At 74.6% G+C, this 15,474-nt stretch carries 13 protein-coding genes and 1 pseudogene; 7 read left to right on the top strand and 7 right to left on the bottom strand.

The window, feature by feature from the left end; translation table 11 throughout:
* The first annotated feature begins 10 nt into the window (after positions 1-10).
* From K2F47_RS07345 to cutA, 3 genes are read left to right on the top strand one after another with little or no spacing between them, the layout of a single operon-like run.
* Entirely contained in the window at positions 11-961 is a 951-nt protein-coding gene (locus tag K2F47_RS07345) for an FAD binding domain-containing protein (protein WP_242901993.1), read from the top strand.
* Positions 955-1,470 (top strand): (2Fe-2S)-binding protein, encoded by a 516-nt coding sequence (locus tag K2F47_RS07350; RefSeq protein ID WP_242901994.1) that lies wholly within the window; start codon positions 955-957, stop codon positions 1,468-1,470. The genes K2F47_RS07345 and K2F47_RS07350 overlap by 7 nt, the downstream gene beginning before the upstream one ends.
* Positions 1,471-4,068, top strand: coding sequence for an aerobic carbon-monoxide dehydrogenase large subunit (cutA, locus tag K2F47_RS07355; RefSeq protein ID WP_242901995.1), 2,598 nt, complete (start codon positions 1,471-1,473; stop codon positions 4,066-4,068).
* Between the two features lie 8 nt (positions 4,069-4,076).
* On the opposite strand, the gene K2F47_RS07360 is transcribed toward cutA, so the two are convergent.
* Complete coding sequence (locus K2F47_RS07360) at positions 4,077-4,922, bottom strand: polysaccharide deacetylase family protein (protein WP_242901996.1); 846 nt, start codon at positions 4,920-4,922, stop codon at positions 4,077-4,079.
* A gap of 260 nt (positions 4,923-5,182) precedes the next feature.
* Here K2F47_RS07360 and K2F47_RS07365 point away from each other — a divergent pair, with 260 nt between their 5' ends.
* Positions 5,183-5,845: an SRPBCC family protein gene (locus K2F47_RS07365; protein WP_242901997.1), complete on the top strand. Its 663-nt coding sequence runs from the start codon at positions 5,183-5,185 to the stop codon at positions 5,843-5,845.
* A 36-nt stretch (positions 5,846-5,881) separates the two neighbouring features.
* Here K2F47_RS07365 and K2F47_RS07370 read toward each other — a convergent pair.
* From K2F47_RS07370 to K2F47_RS07390, 5 genes and pseudogenes are all read right to left on the bottom strand, one after another.
* A pseudogene (locus K2F47_RS07370) lies at positions 5,882-6,298 on the bottom strand (Pr6Pr family membrane protein); the annotation flags it as partial.
* A complete protein-coding gene (locus K2F47_RS07375; RefSeq protein ID WP_242901998.1) occupies positions 6,295-7,131 on the bottom strand; it encodes an ABC transporter permease in 837 nt (278 codons plus the stop codon). The pseudogene K2F47_RS07370 and the gene K2F47_RS07375, both read right to left, overlap by 4 nt.
* The gene (locus K2F47_RS07380; protein WP_242901999.1) at positions 7,131-8,093 is read right to left on the bottom strand and encodes an ATP-binding cassette domain-containing protein; all 963 of its coding nucleotides are present in this window, start codon (positions 8,091-8,093) and stop codon (positions 7,131-7,133) included. The genes K2F47_RS07375 and K2F47_RS07380 overlap by 1 nt, the downstream gene beginning before the upstream one ends.
* 133 nt (positions 8,094-8,226) lie before the next feature.
* Positions 8,227-8,601 carry an FKBP-type peptidyl-prolyl cis-trans isomerase gene (locus K2F47_RS07385; RefSeq protein WP_242902000.1) on the bottom strand — a complete coding sequence of 125 codons (375 nt, stop codon included), beginning with the start codon at positions 8,599-8,601 and terminating at the stop codon, positions 8,227-8,229.
* 88 nt (positions 8,602-8,689) lie between these two features.
* Positions 8,690-9,202, bottom strand: coding sequence for a hypothetical protein (locus K2F47_RS07390; protein WP_242902001.1), 513 nt, complete (start codon positions 9,200-9,202; stop codon positions 8,690-8,692).
* Between the two features lie 229 nt (positions 9,203-9,431).
* Between K2F47_RS07390 and K2F47_RS07395 the strand changes: the two genes are divergently transcribed.
* Together K2F47_RS07395 and K2F47_RS07400 are read left to right on the top strand one after the other, a co-directional pair.
* Entirely contained in the window at positions 9,432-11,456 is a 2,025-nt protein-coding gene (locus K2F47_RS07395) for a hydantoinase/oxoprolinase family protein (RefSeq protein ID WP_242902002.1), read from the top strand.
* Positions 11,453-13,342, top strand: a complete 1,890-nt coding sequence (locus K2F47_RS07400; RefSeq protein WP_242902003.1) for a hydantoinase B/oxoprolinase family protein — start codon at positions 11,453-11,455, stop codon at positions 13,340-13,342. Before K2F47_RS07395 ends, K2F47_RS07400 begins: the two co-directional genes overlap by 4 nt.
* On the opposite strand, the gene K2F47_RS07405 is transcribed toward K2F47_RS07400, so the two are convergent.
* Complete coding sequence (locus K2F47_RS07405; protein ID WP_242902004.1) at positions 13,258-13,956, bottom strand: uridine kinase family protein; 699 nt, start codon at positions 13,954-13,956, stop codon at positions 13,258-13,260. The two genes, K2F47_RS07400 and K2F47_RS07405, sit on opposite strands and share 85 nt — an antisense overlap.
* A gap of 55 nt (positions 13,957-14,011) precedes the next feature.
* Here K2F47_RS07405 and K2F47_RS07410 point away from each other — a divergent pair, with 55 nt between their 5' ends.
* Entirely contained in the window at positions 14,012-15,406 is a 1,395-nt protein-coding gene (locus K2F47_RS07410; protein ID WP_242902005.1) for an acyl-CoA synthetase, read from the top strand.
* The last annotated feature ends 68 nt before the right edge of the window (positions 15,407-15,474 follow it).

Raw genomic sequence — 15,474 nt, forward strand, 5'->3', positions numbered from 1 at the left:
GGGGCCGCCGGTGAAACCCCCGCCGTTCCGCTACCACGCCCCCCGCACGCTGGACGAGGCGCTGGACGTCCTCGCCGCCGACCCGTCCGCGAAGGTGCTCGCCGGCGGGCAGAGCCTCGTCCCGCTGCTGAACATGCGGCTGGCCGCGCCGTCCGCGCTGGTCGACGTCAACCGCGTCGCCGGGCTCGACGTCCTGCGCGTCCAGGAGGACGGCGTGCGCGCGGGCGCCCTCGCCCGGCACGCCCGGGTCGAGCGGTCGGACGAGGCCGCCGCCGTCCAGCCGCTGCTGCGCCTGGCGCTGCGGCACGTCGCGCACCCCGTCATCCGCAACCGGGGGACGGTCGTCGGGAGCCTCGCGCACGCCGACCCCGCCGCCGAGCTGCCCGCCGTGCTGGCGCTGCTCGGCGGCACCGTCGAGGTGGCCTCGGCGGCGGCCTCGTCGGCGGCCTCGTCGGCGGCCTCGTCGGCGGCCTCGTCGGTGGGCCGCCGCACCGTCCGCGCGGACGCGTTCTTCCGCGGCCCGCTGGAACCCGCGCTGGAGCCCGGCGACCTCGTCGTGTCGGCGTTCTTCCCGGCCCTGCCGCCGCGCACCGGCGCCGCGTTCGCCGAGACGTCCCGCCGCCACGGCGACTACGCGCTCGCGGGCGTCGCCGCGACCGTCACGCTGGACGGCGACCTGCGGGTCGTCTCGGCCCGCGCCGGATACCTCGGCGTCGCCGCGACCCCGCTCGTCCTCGACCTGACCGGGGCCGCCGGGCCGGAGGGGGACTGGACGGTGGCGTCCGCGCACGCCGTCGAGCGCGTCGAGCCCGAGGCCGACATCCACGCGAGCGCCGACTACCGGCGGCACCTGACCGGCGTGCTCACCGCGCGCGTGCTGCGCGCCGCGGCCACCGGCGCGATGCGCGAGCTGCGCGCCCCGCGCCCCCCGCGCCCTCCTCGAAAGGCGGACGGATGCTAGAGGAGCTCCACGACATCGCGCTCACCGTCAACGGCGTCCACCGCACCGCCCGCGCGCCCGCCCGGCGGCTGCTGTCGGACCTGCTCCGCCACGACCTCGGGCTCACCGGCACCCACGTCGGCTGCGAGCACGGCGTGTGCGGGTGCTGCACCGTCCTGCTGGAGGGGGAGCCCGTGCGCTCGTGCCTGATGTTCGCCGTCACCGCCGCCGGGCACGAGGTCACCACCGTCGAGGGCCTCGCCGCCCCCGACGGGACGCCCTCGCCCGTGCAGCGCGCCTTCCGCGAGTGCCACGGCCTCCAGTGCGGGTTCTGCACGCCCGGGTTCCTCTGCACGGTCACGGCGCTGCTGCGGGAGACGCCGCGCCCCACCGAGGACCAGGTGCTCGAAGGCATCTCGGGGAACCTCTGCCGCTGCACCGGCTACCAGAACATCGTGCGGTCGGTGCGCCGCGCCGCCGAGCTGATCGCCGCCGACGCGGCCGCCACTACCGACGAGGGGACCGCCTAGATGGGGACGCGCGTGTTCGGCGAGCCCGTCCAGCGCCGCGAGGACGCCCGGCTGCTCACCGGCCGGGGCCGCTTCCTCGACGACCTCGGACGGGACGCGCTCGCCGCCGCGTTCGTCCGGTCGCCGCACGCGCACGCCCGCGTCCTCGACATCGACGTGATGGACGCGCTCGACGTCGAGGGCCTGGTCGCCATCTACACCTGGGAGGACCTGCCGGGCCGGGTCGGCGAGCCGCTGCCGCTGCTCATCCCGCACCCCGCGCTCACCCACGGCCGCACCGCGTACCCCCTGGCGCGCGACGTCGTCCGGCACGTCGGCGAGCCCGTCGCGATGGTCGTCGCCCGCGACCGCTACCTCGCCGAGGACGCCGCCGAACGCGTCCGCGTCGAGTACGAGCCGCTGCCCGCCGTCGTCGGGATCGAGGCGGCCTCGCGGGCCGAGCACCTCGTCCACGACGACGTGCCGGGCAACGTCGGCGCGGTCCTGGTGCAGGAGACCGGCGACGCGGCGGCGGCCGTCGACGCGGCGCCGCACCGGCTGGAGTTCCGGCTGTCGATCGAGCGCAGCGCGTCCACGCCGCTGGAGGGACGCGGCGTCTACGCGCGCTGGGACGCCGACGACGGTTCGCTGCGCGTCTACACCTCCACGCAGGCGTCCACGAGCGTCCGCGCCGCGATCGCCGCCCGGCTCGGGCTGCCCAACGGGAAGGTCGAGGTCGTCGCGCCCGACGTCGGCGGCGGCTTCGGCGTCAAGATCGTCCACCCGTGGCCGGAGGAGGTGCTGGTGCCGTGGGCGGCGCGGCTGCTCGACCGCGAGGTCAAGTGGGCCGAGGACCGCCGCGAGCACTTCGTCTCCGCCGCGCACGAGCGCGGCCAGGTGCAGGACGTGCGGGTCGGGTTCGACGGCGCGGGCCGCGTCCTCGGCCTGGACGTGCGGATCCGGCACGACCACGGCGCCTACACCCCGTACGGGATCATCGTCCCGATCATCACCTCCACCCAGCTCCTCGGCCCCTACAAGATCGGCGCGTACCGGGCGGAGGTGACGAGCCTCTACACCAACACCGTCATGGTCACGCCGTACCGGGGCGCGGGCCGCCCGCAGGGCGTGTTCTGCATGGAGCGGACGATGGACCGCATCGCCCGCCACCTCGGCCTCGACCGCGCCGACGTCCGCGCCGCCAACCTCATCCAGCCCGACGAGCTCCCCTACGACCAGGGCCTGACGTTCCAGGACGGCCGTCCGCTGATCTACGACTCGGGCGACTACCCCGAGCTGCTGCGCCGCGCCCGCGCGCTCGTCGGCTGGGACGGCTTCGACGCCGACCGCGCCGCCGCCGCGTCCCGGGGCCGCCGCGTCGGCGTCGGCATCGGGATCTACGTCGAGGGCACGGGCGTCGGCCCCTACGAGGGCGGCCACGTCGAGATCGACACCGCCGGGCGCGTGCACGTCTCGACCGGGCTGACCTCGCAGGGGCAGAGCCACGAGACCGTGTTCGCCCAGATCGCCGCCGCCGAGCTGGGCGTCCCGCTCGCGGACGTGCGGGTGACGACCGGCGACACCCGCCGGTTCGGCTACGCGGTCGGCACGTTCGCCTCCCGCGCCGCCGTGATGAGCGGCAACGCGATCGCGCTGGCCTGCCGGAAGGTGCGCGCGAAGGCGCTGCGCATCGCGGGCGAGGCGCTGGAGGCCGACCCCGGCGACCTGGAGATCACCGACGGCGTCGTCCATGTGAAGGGCGACCCGTCGGCGTCGCTTCCACTGCGGACGGTCGCGGTGTTGTCGAACCCGCTGCGGTACGCGTTCGACGCGGAGACCGCCGCCGCGACGCAGTTCGCGACCGGCCGCCCGGTGACCGAGCCGCCCGTCGCGCCCGGGGACGAGCCGGGCCTGGAGGGCCGCGACTACTACTCGCCGGTCCGCTCGACGTTCGCGGCGGGCGCGCACGCCGCCGTCGTCGAGGTCGACCCGGACACCGCCGAGATCGCGATCCTGCGGTACGTCGTCGTCCACGACTGCGGGCGGCTCGTCAACCCGATGGTGGTCGAGGGCCAGATCCACGGCGGCGTCGCGCAGGGCGTCGGCGGCGCGCTGTACGAGCGGATGGTCTACGACGGGTCGGGGCAGCTGCTGAACGCCTCGTTCATGGACTTCCTCATGCCGTACGCGACGGAGGTCCCGCGGATCGAGACCGACCACCTGGAGACCCCGTCGCCGCTGAACCCGCTCGGCGTGAAGGGCGCGGGCGAGGCGGGCGTGATCCCGGTGTCGGCGGTGATCGCGTCGGCGGTCGAGGACGCGGAGGGCATCCGGATCGACGCGATGCCGCTCTCACCGGACGACCTCTTCACGCTGCGTCAAAAGGAGAGAAGTGCTGGCGGGGTTGCTTCGGCCGGAATCAGCAGGTGGGGGACCTCCAATGCCGAGGAGAGTGCTGGCGGGGTTGCTTCGGCCGGAATCAGCAGGTGGGGGACCTCCAACCCCGAGGAGAGTGCTGGCGGGGTTGCTCGGGGAGCGGGGGACCTCCAACCCCGCCAGCGTGTTGACGATAACGCGGTGGCCGCACGTCAGCGGCGCAACCGGGATACGTCCGGGTAGGTCGGGTTTCAACCACCGGCGGGCGTGTCGGGCGCGGTGCCGCCGAGCGAGGCCGGGAGGTAGTTCTGGACGGCGCCGGGCCGGAACCCCTGCTGCCTGATCCAGCCGAGGATCATCTGGAACTGCTGCGCGAGCCCCTTGCGGTAGTGCATGAGGACGATGTCGCCGGGCTTGAACCCCTTGCCGGCGCCGTCGCCGCGCGCGAAGCCGTTGAAGCCGACGCCGGGGCCGGTCGTGCCGTTGTAGAACTCGGCCGACCACAGCAGGATCGACTTGATCCCGCACTCCTTGGCGACCTTGCGGGTCGTCGCGTTGAAGCTCCCGAACGGCGGCCGGAAGATCTGCGGCGTCCGGCCGTACTGCTGGGCGATCGCCGTCGAGGAGTCGCAGATCTGCTTCTTCTGCCCCTCGGGGGAGAGCGTCACCATGTTCGGGTGGGTGACGGTGTGGTTCTCCATCGGCGAGCCCGCGTTGCGCATGGCCCAGAAGTACTGCCCCTCGCCCTTGATGTAGGTCGAGGTCAGGAACGTCATGATCGGAACCTTCTCCTTGCGGACGAGGTTCACGAACTCGGCGTCGTAGGTGTAGCCGTCGTCGATCGTGAGGAAGACGACGCGGTCCTGCGTCTCGATGTGGCTGATGACCGGTGGCAGCCCGTCGGCCGAGGGTTTGGGCATCGTCCAGGAGCCGGGCTTCGGCGCCTCCCACTTCTGGTCGGCGAGCGCCGCGCTCAACTCCGTCCGCGTGGACGGGCCGGAATGCCCCGCCTGCGCCCGCAGGACCGGCCATCCGCCGGCCGCCACGCCGAGCGTGGCGGCGACCGCGATGGCGATGACGGGCGTCTTCCCTCGCATCAGCCGCGTTCTCCGTTCAGTTGGGGGGACTGCGTCGTCCCGCAACGGTTGACGCGGCCGGAGGGCCGGGGGTTCGCGCGGGACGCGGAGTTAGCGGACATTCTGGCCATTCCCGGGGCCGGACGCTCGGAACCGGCCGATGCTCGGCGTGTACTCGGCTAGTGGTCGGCGCATATTCGGTGTGTGTTCGGCGACTGTCCGGCGCGCGCTCGGCAACTGTTGCCGTTCGGCGCGGCGACGGCATTCCCTAGAGTCGGGTCATGCAGGTCACAGGCAGTGCCACCGTCGCCGCGCCGCCCGCCCGCGTCTGGGACGCGCTCCAGGACCCGGCGGTCCTGGCCCGCACGATCCCCGGCTGCCACTCGCTGGAGGAGACGGCCCCGGGCAGCTACCGCATGACGATCTCGGCGGGCGTCGCGTCCGTGCGGGGCACGTATGTGGGACGCGTCGAGCTCACCGACCCCGACCCGCCCAGCGCGTTCACGCTCCGCGCGCGGGGGCAGGGCGCGCCCGGAACGGTGGACGCCACGGTGCGCGTCCGGCTGTCCCGCGACGGGGACGGGAACGGTGACGGCGGCGGCTCGACCCGCGTCGACTACGACGCGGACGCGGTCGTCGGCGGAATGATCGGCGGGGTCGGCCAGCGGATGCTCGGCGGCGTCGCCAAGCGGACGGCCGGCGAGTTCTTCGCCGCCGTGGAACGTGCCCTCACCGAGCCCGCAGCCGCTGCCGAACCCGAACCCGAACTCGCCGGGACGTCAGGCCGGGTCCACCCCGGCCGGGTCCACGCGGGCCGGGCCGCCGCGTCCCCGGCGTCCGGACGGCTCCCGGTCTGGCCCATGGTCGCCGCGTTCGCGACCGGCGGCCTCGTCGCGCTCGCGGGCGTCGCGCTCGGCCACCTTCTCGGCCGCCGTTCCCGCTGAGCGGCGGTGCACCCCGGCCCACCCGAGCAGCAGCGCCGTGCGGCGCGCGGGGAGGCGGTGCGCGGTGGCGAACACCAGCCAGTCCAGCGGCACGGCGACGGGCAGCACGCGGTGCTGCGCGACCGACGTCCAGGTCGGGGCGTCGTTGCCGAGCAGCAGCGCGTAGACGGCGCCGGTGATCGCCAGGTACAGGGCGACGGCGCCGCGCAGCCAGTCGACCCGGACGCGGCCGCGCAGCGGCGGGGCGGCGCCCGCCAGCAGCGCGGCGGCGCCGATGAGCGCGCTGAGATGGGTGAAGTAGCCGAGGAAGCCGACGGCGCCGAGCGCCGGGCGGCGGGCCGCGAACGCCGCCGCGAGGCTCGCGAGCGCGAGCGCGGCGAGCCCGCCGCGCCAGGCGGCGACCGTGCCGTGCGCGACCGTGCCGCGCGTCGACGCGGTGGAGGCGAGGCTCACGCGTCCCGCCGCTCGAACAGCGCCAGCGCGGCGGCCAGCGTGACGAGCGTGTAGAGCGCGAACAGGCCGAGGCCCGTCCAGGGTGCGAGCTGGTCCGACTGCCGGACGGGCGACAGGATCGCGTTCCCGGCGTTGGACGGCAGCACCTTGTTGACCTGCTCGCCCCAGGCGCCGGGCAGGAACCCGCCGACGATCCCGAGGACGAACAGCAGCACGAACATCGCGACGATCGACCCGGCGGTGTGCCGCAGCAGCGTCCCGACGCCGAGCGCCAGCACCGCGATCAGCGCGAGGTACAGGCCGCCGCCCGCGACCGAGCGCAGCATGCCGGGGTCGCCGAGCGAGCCGTCGAGGTCGTTGGCGGCGAGGACGGCCTGGCTCACGAAGAAGCACGCGAACGACACCGCGAGCCCGACGAGCAGCACGACGGCGCCGAGCACGGCGGTCTTGGCCGCCAGGTAGTGGGCGCGGCGCGGCACGGCGGTCAGCGCCGTCCGGATCATCCCGGTCGCGTGCTCGGAGGTGATGACCAGCACGCCCAGCGCCCCGAAGATCACCATGCCGAAGTAGAACGCGACCTGCGTGGGCAGCATCGGCGTGAACGTCGCGCGGTCGTGCTCGCTCATGTCGTCGAAGGACGCGCCGAACGCGAGCGCCCACAGCGCGGAGAAGCCGATGAGGACGACCGCCCCGGCGAGCAGCGTCCAGAACGTGGACTTCACGGTGCGGATCTTCGTCCACTCGGCGGCCAGGACGTGCCCGAACCGCACCCGCCGGTCGCCCCGCGCGCCTCCGGTCGGCGCGGGCTGCGCGGGTTCCGCGAGGGCCGCCATCAGCGCCCGCCTTCCGGTGCGGGCGCGGCGGGGCCCGGTGGCGGCGGCGCGCCGCCGGGGACGCCCGCGTGGTACTCGACGGACTCGCCGGTCAGCCGCATGAACGCCTCCTCCAGCGACGGCTGGACGGTCGCCAGCTCGTGCAGCCGCAGCGCGTGGTCGGCGGCCAGGTCGCCGATCAGCGCGGCGGGCGCGCCGAATACCCGCAGCGACCCGTCCGGGCCCGGCTCGGCGCGGTGGCCGCGCGCGGCGAGCAGTCCCGCCAGCTCGGCGGCCTGCGGCGACCGGACGAGGACGTGGCTGGAGGCGTTGGCGTCGATGAACTCGCGGACCCCGGTGTCGGCGAGGACGCGGCCGCGCCCGATGACGACCAGGTGGTCGGCGGTCAGCGCCATCTCCGACATCAGATGGCTCGACACGAACACGGTGCGGCCCTCCCGCGCGAGCCGCCGCATGAGCGTCCGGATCCAGAGGATGCCCTCGGGGTCGAGGCCGTTGACCGGCTCGTCGAACATCAGCACGCCCGGGTCCCCGAGCAGCGCGCCGGCGATGCCGAGCCGCTGCCCCATGCCGAGCGAGAAGCCCCTGGTCGGCTTGCGTGCGACGCTCTGCAACCCGACGAGGCCGAGCACCTCGTCCACGCGGCCGCGCGGGATCGCGTTGCTCTGCGCGAGGCACAGCAGGTGGTGGTAGGCGCTGCGGCCGCCGTGCACGGCCTTCGCGTCCAGCAGCGCGCCGACCTCGCGCAGCGGCGCGCCGAGCGAGCGGTACCGGCGACCGTTGACGGTGACGTCCCCGGAGGTCGGCCGGTCCAGCCCGAGGATCATCCGCATCGTCGTTGATTTCCCGGCGCCGTTCGGGCCGAGGAACCCGGTCACCCGTCCCGGCAGGACGGTGAACCCGGCCTGGTCGACGGCGGTCTTCTCGCCGAACCTCTTCGTCAGCCCCCGCGCCTTGATCATGCGTCCCTGATACCGGACGGCCCGGACGCGGAAACGGCACGGCGGGCACCCGGGGACGGATTTCACCCCCGGATTGCCCGCCGTTGGACGTGCCCGCCGCCGGGCCCGTCCGTGCTGGTCGACTCGCTGCCGGTTACTTCACTTCCAGCAGGTCCACCACGAAGATGAGCGTCTCGCCCGGCTTGATCGCCGGGCTCGGGCTGCGGTCCCCGTAGGCGAGGTGCGGCGGGATGACGAGCTTGCGGCGCCCGCCCACCTTCATCCCGGCGATCCCCATGTCCCAGCCCTTGATGACGCGCCCGGCGCCGAGCTGGAAGTCGAAGGTGCCGCCGCGGTTCCAGGACGCGTCGAACTCCTCGCCCGTGGACCAGGAGACGCCGACGTAGTGCATCGACACGGTCGCGCCCTTGACGGCCTCGTCGCCGTCGCCCGTGGTGATGTCGGTGATGTCGAGGTGCTCGGGCGGCCGGCCCTCGGGGAAGTCGATCTCGGGGCGTTCAAGCGCCATGAACGGGCTCCAGCGTCTCGTCGGTTCGGAAACCGCCCAGCCTAGCCGCCCGCCCTCCGACTCACGTCCCCGGATCAGCGGCAGCGGATCAGCACGCCTGGACGTAGTAGACCGGAGCGAAGGGATACTGGCTCGCCTCGCCGGGGTTGACCTTTCTCAAGACCTCGTGGCTCTGGCCCTTGAGGTAGCCGGGGGCGCCGCCGGTGTTGGCGTTGGAGTAGTAGCCGTCGCCGTTCCACCTTCTGAGGTGGAATTCGCGGCAGTGATAGAGCGCGAAGATCTTGCCCCCTTCGCCGGCGCGCGTAACGGTGTAGATGCAGAAATGGCTGGACGGGCACGGCGTGCCATTGGTGGCGATCCAGTCCCAGCAGTCCTTCTTCTGGTCGAGCGCGCACTGGCCGACACCGTCGACCGAGGCGTTCTCGTTTCCGCTGTTCAGCCCCGTCGGTCCGTGTTCCGGGGTGGTGACCCGCGTCCCGTCGGGCCGCTTGGACGTTCCGGCGGGGTCTTGGGCGTAGGCGGTGCCGGTGCTCATCGCGGCGGCGATGACCGCCAGCGCGGCGATCGGGCCGAGGGTTCTACGTAGGGCTAAGTGCGCCATTTGGAAATCTGCCCTTCTCGGTTTGGCTTTCCCATCGAGGGGTTTGTCGGCGCGGGGTGGGACAAGCATTGGCCCGGAGGGTCTTTGATCGCAATCCTTTGGGGTTGTCCTAAAGCAGACGCTTTTAACATTTGAAGGGCGGCAGCGTTCCGGGTCACGAGGGGGCGGGCGGCGTCTTGGCAGGTTGTGGGGGTTTCGCGGGTGGGCGAGGTTCGGTAGACCCGTGGTCATGACGAGGCGGCTGCGGATCGGGATCGACACGGGCGGGACGTTCACCGACGTCGTCGCGCTCGACGAGGACACCGGCGAGATCATCACGACCAAGACGCCCTCGACGCCCGCCGACCCCGCGGAGGGGTTCGCGGCGGCGGCCGAGGCGCTGCGGCTGGCGGACGCGACCCCGGCGGAGGTGACGGCGCTGGTCCACGGCACGACGGTCGCGACGAACCGGCTGCTGGAGGACCGCGTCGAGGGCCTCGGGTTCGTCACGACGGAGGGCTTCGAGTCGCTACTGGAGATCGCGCGGCAGAGCGTCCCGGACGGCTACGGGAACAGCTACTTCTGGGTGAAGCCGCCGCGGATCGTCCCGGCGCACCTGGTGCGGGGCGTCGGCGGGCGGCTCGACCACACCGGCGCCGAGCTGGCGCCGTTCGACGAGGCGTCCGCGGTGGCGGCGGCGCGGTCCCTGCGCGCGGCGGGCGTCGAGGCGGTCGGGGTGTGCTTCCTGCACTCCTACGCCGACCCGTCGCACGAGCTGGCGATGCGGGAGGTGCTGCGGCGCGAGCACCCGGACGCGGCGGTGTCGCTGTCGTGCGAGGTGCTGCGCGAGTACCGCGAGTACGAGCGGGCGGTGACGACGCTCGTGGACGCCGCCGTGAAGCCCGCGATGAGCGGCTACCTCGCGCGGATCTCGGCGGGCGCGCCGTCCCGCCCGCTGGTGATGAAGAGCAACGGCGGGGTGCTGTCGGCCGAGGAGGTCGCGCGGCAGCCGGTCACGACCGTGCTGTCGGGCCCGGCGGCGGGCGCGCTCGGCGCGGCGTTCGCGGTCGGCGGGTCGGTGGTCACGCTGGACGGCGGCGGGACGTCCACCGACGTCGCGGTCGTGCTGGACGGCGAGCCCGCGCTCACCACCGAGGGCGCGGTCGGCCGCCATCCGGTCCGCGTCCCGATGATCGACATCGTGACCGTCGGGGCGGGCGGCGGGTCGGTGGCGTGGCGGTCGCCCGACGGCGCGCTGCGGGTCGGGCCGCGCAGCGCGGGCGCCGACCCGGGCCCGCTCTGCTACGGGCGCGGCGGCGCCGAGGTGACGGTGACCGACGCGCACGCCGTCCTCGGCCGCATCCCGCCCCGGCTGCTCGGCGGGCGCGTCCCGCTGGACGTGGACGCGGCGCGGGCGGGCCTCGCCCTCCTGGCGAAGGAGCTGGGGCTGGACCCCGAGCGGGCGGCCGCCGGAATCCTGGAGATCTCGGCGTGGAACCAGGCCAACGCGATCCGCCGGATCACCGTCGAGCGCGGGCTGGACGTCCGCGACTACCCGCTGGTCGCGTTCGGCGGCTCGGGCCCGCTGCTGGCGTGCCGCCTGCTGGACGTGCTCGGCCTGCCGTCCGCCGTGATCCCCGACAACCCGGGCAACCTGTCGGCGTTCGGGCTGCTGACCGTGGACGTGCGGAACGACCACGTCCGCACCCGGGTCGTCCGCGACGACGAGCTGACCCCGGCGCTGCTCGCGGAGGTGCTCGCCGACCTGGAGCGCGAGGCCGCCGCCGCGCTCGCCCGCGAGGGGTTCGGCGCCGACCTCCGCCTGGCGCGCTCCGCCGACCTGCGCTACCACGGGCAGGCGTTCGAGGTGCGGGTCGCCGTGCCGGACGGACCGCCCGGCGACGCGGCGCGCGCCGAGACCGTGCGGCGCTTCCACGACGCCCACGAGGCCCTGTACGGCTACTGCCACCGCGACGACCCCCGGCATCCGGTCGAGTGGGTCAACCTGCGGGTCTCGGGGATCGGGCCGCTCGCCCGCCCCCGCGTGCGGGAGCGGCCGCCGGGCGACGGCGACGCGTCCCGCGCGCTCACCGGCACCCGGCCGGTCTACTTCGACGACTGGGAGGACACCCTCGTGTACAGGCGTGACGCGCTCTGCCCCGGCGACGTCGTGCGCGGCCCGGCGGTGGTGGAGGAGTTCGGCTCGACCGTCCCGCTGCACCCCGGTTTCCGCGCCACGCTCGACCGCCTCGGCGCGCTGGTGGTGACCCGGTGACCGACCCGAGCCCCGGTGGGGGGACGACCCCCCACACCCCCCGGAACAACCCGATTCTGGTGGAGATCGTCGAAGGCACGCTCGCCTCGGTCGAGCGCGAGGTGGAGACCGCCATCGCGCGGACGGCGCGCTCCCCGATGATCCGCGACGCGCACGACTTCCGCGCGGGCGTCCACGACCGGCGGCTCCGCAAGCTGACGGGCCGCTCCTACTCGGCGCTCGTCCAGCCCGTCGCGCGCGACTTCCCGCTGGAGACGATGCGTCCGGGCGACGTGTACTTCCACAACGACGTGTACCTCTCGGAGGGCGGCATCGGGCACCTGCCCGACCTGTGCGTGACGGTCCCGGTGTTCCACGGCGGCGAGGTGGTCGCGTTCGTGCAGGCGTTCGGCCACCACGACGACATCGGCGGCGCCGTGCCCGGGTCGATGCCGAGCCACGCCCGCAGCGCCTTCGAGGAGGGGCTGATGGTGCCGCCGATCAAGCTGTGGGACCGGGGCGTCCGCAACGAGGCGGCGCTCGCCATCATGACCCGCAACTCGCGGACTCCGGCGTCGCTCGCCGGGGACCTGGACGCCGAGTGCTCGGCGTGCCTGATGGGCGCGCGCCGCCTCGGCGAGCTGTTCGCCCGTTACGGCCGCGCCGACGTGGAGGAGTGCTTCGACGCCATCATCGACCGGACGACCCGCGCGTTCCGCCGCGAGCTCCTCGCCAAGCTCCCGGACGGGACGTTCGTCTGGGAGGACTACGCCGAGCACGACGGCGTCGACCCGCCCCGGCTGCACGCCCAGCGGGTCACGCTGACCGTCGACAAGGCGGCCGACGTCCCGCTCGTCATCGACTTCACCGGGACGTCCCCGCAGGCCAAGGGCCCGATCAACCACGCGGGCGACTACGCCGACGGCGTGTTCCTGAAGAAGTGGCTGGCGCCCGTCCTGCGCAACCTCGCCGACACTCCCGAGCGGGCCGCCGAGTTGGAGGTCAACGAGGGCGTGGTGCCGCTGATCGAGATGCGGTTCCCGGAGAAGGGCACGCTGCTCACACCCGTGTTCCCCGCGCCGACCAACGCCCGCACGTTCGTGATCCTGCGGCTGCTCGGCGTCCTCGCGGGCGCGCTCGCCAAGGCCACCGGCGGGCGGATGCCCGCCGACCAGGAGACGATCCGCTACACCGGCGTCCACGGCGAGGACGACCGGGGCCCCTACCTGATGCGGGAGGTGCTCGGCGGCGGCTCGGGCGGGCGGTACTACGCCGACGGGGAGGACACCGTCCACATCGTCCCCGACTCCCGGAACATCCCGGTCGAGTTCGCGGAGGCGCGGTGGCCGCTGCTCGTCGAGCGCCTCGGCCTCGCGGTCGACTCCGGCGGGCCGGGGGAGCACCGGGGCGGGCTCGGCTACGACAAGCGCATCCGCATGCTCCGCGACGCGCACTTCATGTCGATCGCCGACCGCTCGATCCTGTCGTGCTGGGGCGTGAACGGCGGCCGGGCCGGGCGCCCGTTCCGGGTGGACGTCGACGGCGCGGAGCTGGAGGGGCTCGTCGACGACCATCCCGTCCGCGCGGGGCAGGTCGTCCGCGTCCGGACGACGGGCGGGGGCGGCTGGGGCGACCCGCTGAACCGTGCGCCGTCGCGGGTGGCCGACGATGTCCGGGACGGGAAGGTGTCCGTGCGGGGCGCCCGCGACGACTACGGCGTCGTCATGCGGGGCGCGGCGGTCGACGAGGAGGCGACCGCCGTCCTGCGGGAGCGGCTGCGGGCCGAGCGCGGGCCCGCGCCGTTCTTCGACCGGGGGCCCGGCTACCCGCTGCTGTCGGGGGGCGCATCGTCCGCCGAGGTCGATTCGCTCGACTTCCGCCCGCACGGCGATGGGTCCCCGGAGTAGAGGCGGAAGCGGTGCGGGGTGAAGGCGGCGCCGTCCACGAGGAGGTCGGCGCGCGCCCGCGTGCCGTCGGCGGCGAAGAACGCGGTCTCGCGGGACGTCCACAGGTCCCAGTCGCCCGCGTACTCGGGGCCGTCGCGGGCCACGGCGCGGGCGCGGCGCAGCTCGCGCGGGGCGTCGATCCAGACCCGGAACGCGGCGGGCGACCCCGCCCACGCCGAACCGACGCCCTCCACCAGCAGGACGGGCGCGGGCGGGATCTCCTCCTCGGGCCCGTACCGGTCGCGGTGCCAGTCGTAGCGGCGCAGCCGGGCGGGCCGCCCCTCGCGCAGCGGAGCGAGCACCGCGTCCTCCAGGGGCCGCCACCAGGTGAGCGGGTCGGCGTCCCAGGGCACGCGGAAGTCGTCCGAGCGGACGACCGGCGCGCCGACCAGCACCGCCGCCAGGAACCCCGCGAACGTGGACTTGCCCGCGCCGCTCGGCCCGTCGACCGCCACCAGCCGCGCCGGGCCGCACGACGGCGACAGCGCGAGCAGGCGCGCGGCGAGCCCGGTGTAGGTGTGCGAGGGGTTGGGCGGTGTGGGGTAGGGCGGTGTCGCTCTAGGCACGGACGGCATACTTCCAGGTGGCTGCGCGGGAGCGGCGGAGCCGGACCCTGACGGAGGTGGCGCGATGGACCTGCTCGGCGGGACGGGCGGCCCGGTGCGGATCGCCGGCCGCGACCTGGAGCGCGACGCGCTGTTCGAGCGGGCGGCGGCCGTGGCGAAGGAGATCGCGGGCGCGGCCGCCGTCGCCGTGCACGCCACCGCGTCGCTGGAGACGGCCGTCGCGGTCGTCGGCGGCCTCCTCGCGGGCGTGCCCGTGGTGCCGCTGCCGCCCGACTCCGGTCCCGACGAGCGCGCCCACATCCTCGGCGACTCGGGCGCGAGCCTGCTGCTGGCCGCGCGCGAGGACGCGCCGCCCTCCGGGTTGCCGCTGCTGCCCCTCGACGACCTGCCGCGCGGCGGGTCGCTGCCCGCCGCCGAGCCGCCAGCCGACGCGACCGCGCTGATCCTCTACACGAGCGGGACGACCGGCGCGCCCAAGGGCGTCCTCGTCGCGCGCAGTGCAATCGCCGCAGGGCTGGACGGGCTGGCCGAGGCGTGGGCGTGGACGCCGGACGACGTCCTCGTGCACGGCCTGCCGCTGTTCCACGTGCACGGCCTCGTCCTCGGGCTCCTCGGGCCGCTGCGGGTGGGCTCGCCGCTGGTCCACACCGGGCGGCCCCGGCCGGAGGCGTACGCGGCGGCGGCGCGCGAGGACGGCGGCAGCCTGTTCTTCGGCGTCCCGACCGTCTGGTCGCGGACGGCCGCCGACCCGTCCTCGGCCGAGGCGCTGCGCGGGGCGCGGCTGCTGGTGTCGGGGAGCGCGCCGCTGCCCGTCCCGGTCTTCGAGCGGCTTACGGCGCTGACCGGGCACGAGCCGGTCGAGCGGTACGGGATGACCGAGACCCTGATCACGATCAGCGCCCGCGCCGACGGCGAGCGGCGCCCCGGGCACGTCGGCACGCCGCTGCCGGGTGTCGAGACGCGGCTGGCCGCCGAGGACGGCACCCCGGTCCCACGCGACGGGGAGGCGCCCGGGGAACTGCACGTCCGGGGGCCGCTGCTGTTCCAGGGCTACCTCAACCGCGCCGAGGCCACCGCCGCGTCGTTCACGGCCGACGGCTGGTTCCGCACCGGCGACATCGCCGCGATCGGCCCGGACGGCTGGCACCGCATCGTCGGCCGCGCGTCCACCGACCTCATCAAGAGCGGCGGCTACCGGATCGGCGCGGGCGAGATCGAGAACGCGCTGCTCGCGCACCCGGACGTGCGGGAGGCCGCCGTGGTCGGCACGCCGCACGCCGACCTCGGCGAGCAGGTCACCGCCTACGTCGTCGCCGACGGCGTCGGGGAGCGGCAGCTCATCGACTTCGTCGCCGAGCGGCTGTCGGTGCACAAGCGCCCGCGCGTGGTGCACCTGGTCGGGTCGCTGCCGCGCAACGCGATGGGCAAGGTCGTCAAGACCCGCCTGCGCGAGCCGTAGCCGAACGCGGATGACAGATGTCACGCGGAACGGCTGACAACCGCCGCGCGAACCGGTGACACGGGCTT

Source organism: Actinomadura terrae, assembly GCF_022751215.1.
Lineage (GTDB): Bacteria > Actinomycetota > Actinomycetes > Streptosporangiales > Streptosporangiaceae > Spirillospora > Spirillospora terrae.

Excerpts from the sequence above, each read along its gene's own strand:
- K2F47_RS07410 (WP_242902005.1), top strand. The coding sequence starts at position 14,012 with ATGGACCTGCTCGGCGGGACGGGCGGCCCGGTGCGGATCGCCGGCCGC.
- K2F47_RS07360 (WP_242901996.1), bottom strand. The coding sequence starts at position 4,922 with ATGCGAGGGAAGACGCCCGTCATCGCCATCGCGGTCGCCGCCACGCTC.
- K2F47_RS07350 (WP_242901994.1), top strand. The coding sequence starts at position 955 with ATGCTAGAGGAGCTCCACGACATCGCGCTCACCGTCAACGGCGTCCAC.
- K2F47_RS07380 (WP_242901999.1), bottom strand. The coding sequence starts at position 8,093 with ATGATCAAGGCGCGGGGGCTGACGAAGAGGTTCGGCGAGAAGACCGCC.
- K2F47_RS07405 (WP_242902004.1), bottom strand. The coding sequence starts at position 13,956 with ATGCCGTCCGTGCCTAGAGCGACACCGCCCTACCCCACACCGCCCAAC.
- K2F47_RS07385 (WP_242902000.1), bottom strand. The coding sequence starts at position 8,601 with ATGGCGCTTGAACGCCCCGAGATCGACTTCCCCGAGGGCCGGCCGCCC.
- K2F47_RS07375 (WP_242901998.1), bottom strand. The coding sequence starts at position 7,131 with ATGGCGGCCCTCGCGGAACCCGCGCAGCCCGCGCCGACCGGAGGCGCG.
- K2F47_RS07390 (WP_242902001.1), bottom strand. The coding sequence starts at position 9,202 with ATGGCGCACTTAGCCCTACGTAGAACCCTCGGCCCGATCGCCGCGCTG.
- K2F47_RS07395 (WP_242902002.1), top strand. The coding sequence starts at position 9,432 with ATGACGAGGCGGCTGCGGATCGGGATCGACACGGGCGGGACGTTCACC.
- cutA (WP_242901995.1), top strand. The coding sequence starts at position 1,471 with ATGGGGACGCGCGTGTTCGGCGAGCCCGTCCAGCGCCGCGAGGACGCC.
- K2F47_RS07365 (WP_242901997.1), top strand. The coding sequence starts at position 5,183 with ATGCAGGTCACAGGCAGTGCCACCGTCGCCGCGCCGCCCGCCCGCGTC.